Here is a 2,465-nt window from a genome sequence, read left to right on the forward strand (position 1 = left end):
GCCGCCGGTACGCCGAGAATGCGGGGCTTTTGCGGGCGATAAAGATTCAAACAGCTCGCATCTTCACCGGGCAATAAGCGCATCGCTATCACCTGAGTTAGATGCGCCAGCGCCGAATCGTCTTCTGCAATTCCCAATTCCGATCTGCCGCTCGCCGCATTCAAATCCTGGTGCAGTGGCACGGCCGATTCCGCAACCAGGGCAAACCCGCCGCCGCCGGAATTTTTGAGCAGCACTTCAGCGCCAAATTCGCGGCGGCTCGCGCCTACAGCCACGATAACAAAGCTCGCGCATGCCACCAAGGCAATGCTCAACATGCTGCGGCCCGGCCGGCGCACGGTGTTTCTCATACCCATCTCCAGCAACCGTGTGATCGGCAAAATGCGGCGATAACGGCGCTCTTGCCGGCGCAGCCAGAATGAAATCCCGGCCAAACCGGCGATCAACAACAACGCGCCGCACGCAAAAAACAATACTGGCGATTGCGCCGAACCTTGCAGCAGCGTGAATATCAGCAAAACGGCGGCACTCCCCAGCGCGGACCAGAAGACTATCGGCGCGAGGCGGCCGGGTTTTGTTTCACCCGGCGTTGTAACGCCATGCAACAGCGCCGGCGCGGGAGTCTTGCGCAATTGCCGGAGCGTCAACCAAATTGCCAACGCAATAATCGCCATCGCCAGAAGATATCCTGCTATCAAGCTGACCGGGTTCACATGGAGTTGGAGAAAAGCTGCGCCAATCGCCTCAACCCACCAGGTGCGCAAACCGGTGATCAAGAGCCCGGCGTAGGCAATCGCGCCGCCCAGGCCGAACAAGCAACCGAGTCCGGCAACGACGCCGGCCTCCTGCAATGCGCGTCGCGTCACGGATTTTTGCGGAAAGCCGACGGCGCGCAAAAGGCCCAGTTCATTTGCGCGTTGCTCGATGCCGAGCCGAAACAGCATACCCACCAACAAAGTCGCGGAAACAATGAGAAACAAGCTGAAGCCGATGAACAATCCGCTGAAATCCGTTGCGCCAGAAGAGGCCGCCAGTCCCTGCGCTTTGACTGCTTGCATCGCGAAGCCGGCCTGCTCGGGTTGGATTCGTTTTAGTAAATTTTCTTCGAGCCGGCTTTGCGTTGTTTGCAAATCCATGCCGGGCGCTGCTGCCAGGCGAATCGCAGTCAACTTGCCAAAGCGGCTTTGCCACAAACGCTGGCCGGTCGCCAGAGCGATAAACGCTTTGGGTGTGGCGCGATACTCATCCCAATACGCTTCATCTTTCGGGCGAATCAACTTGAGATCGATCGGGAATGGTGGATCCCACGCTTGCATATTGTCGACTTCGTGAATGCCGGGAAATTCCGGCGTGAGATCACGGTCCGCGGCCAGGCCGTCGATTTGGATGACGCCTTTCACGCGAAACGGCGTTGTTCGGGTTACCAATTGTTCGCCCGGACCGACGACGTAGTAACTCACGGCTATGGTATCTCCCGGACTTGCTTGCAAATCTTCCGCAGCCCAGGAATTCAAAAGAATCTCATCATCAGCGAGCGCCGGTGCCGGCGAACCGTCCATCAAACGAAAGTCGCCGAATTCTTCCGGCAGCGAAGGCAATGCCGTGATGGTGGAATAAGGCAGCAGGTTGCCGTTGGCCGTCAGGCTGTTGGCGAGATAAGTATAAAGATGAAGATTCGGCGCGCGCATTTCCGCCAGGCTCGAATCGATCGCCGCTTGTAGCGCCGGCGCAATCAGCAACTGCGGACTGGTGAGGGCGAGTTGGCCGCCGGTTTGCGCCAGCGTCAGGCCCAGGTCTTCCAGATTGAATGTGCGCTGCAAGGCCTGGCGCAAAACGTGTTCATGCGACGCGCTTTCAGAATCCGTTTTTTGCGCAATGAATATAGCATTGGTTTTACCTTCCTCCTCCAACGCCTCCTGCAAAACGGAAAGCGCGACAAACGCATTCCGCGGAAACGTTTGCTGCGTCAGCAAGCCGAACCGCCCGAGGCCGAGATCGGGCAGAATCTTGGTGACGGTGAGGCGCAGGGTACGCACAACTTCGATGCTTCTTTTGTCGCCGAGCACGGATTCGCGATGAATGTCGCTGGGCTGTTCGAAATTCAGCAAGACTTGATCGCCGACGTGCGCATTCAACTCTTGCTGCAAAGAAGAGTTAATCACGAGAGACGGGAAGATTTGGCCGGACTTTTTGTTCAGATAGATTTGCAGGCTGTCGCCGGCATCATTGAAAAGGGAGGCAAAGCGGTGATCAACGCCTTGGATATTGATGCGAGCGGCGCGCGCCCGGGATTTGGCGTGCGTGGCGTTGCCATTCAAAAGAATCGCTGGTGCGGCGTTTTCAAATTCTTGTTGAAAATCATGGTCGCGGCTCAAGTCATTGGTGAGATCTTCGCGCACGAAACGTTCGGAGAGCAATGCGTAATCGATGCGGCCCAGGCGCTCGAGCGTCAAATCGCGCAAACT

At 57.2% G+C, this 2,465-nt stretch carries 1 protein-coding gene; it reads right to left on the reverse strand.

Translation table 11 applies throughout. The annotated features are described in order from the left end of the window. Nucleotides 1–2,465, reverse strand: a 2,465-nt coding sequence (locus FBQ85_29195) for an ABC transporter permease (protein ID MDL1879207.1), incomplete at both ends; no start/stop codon positions are given.

It is taken from the genome of Cytophagia bacterium CHB2, from assembly GCA_030263535.1.
Lineage (GTDB): Bacteria > Zhuqueibacterota > Zhuqueibacteria > Zhuqueibacterales > Zhuqueibacteraceae > Coneutiohabitans.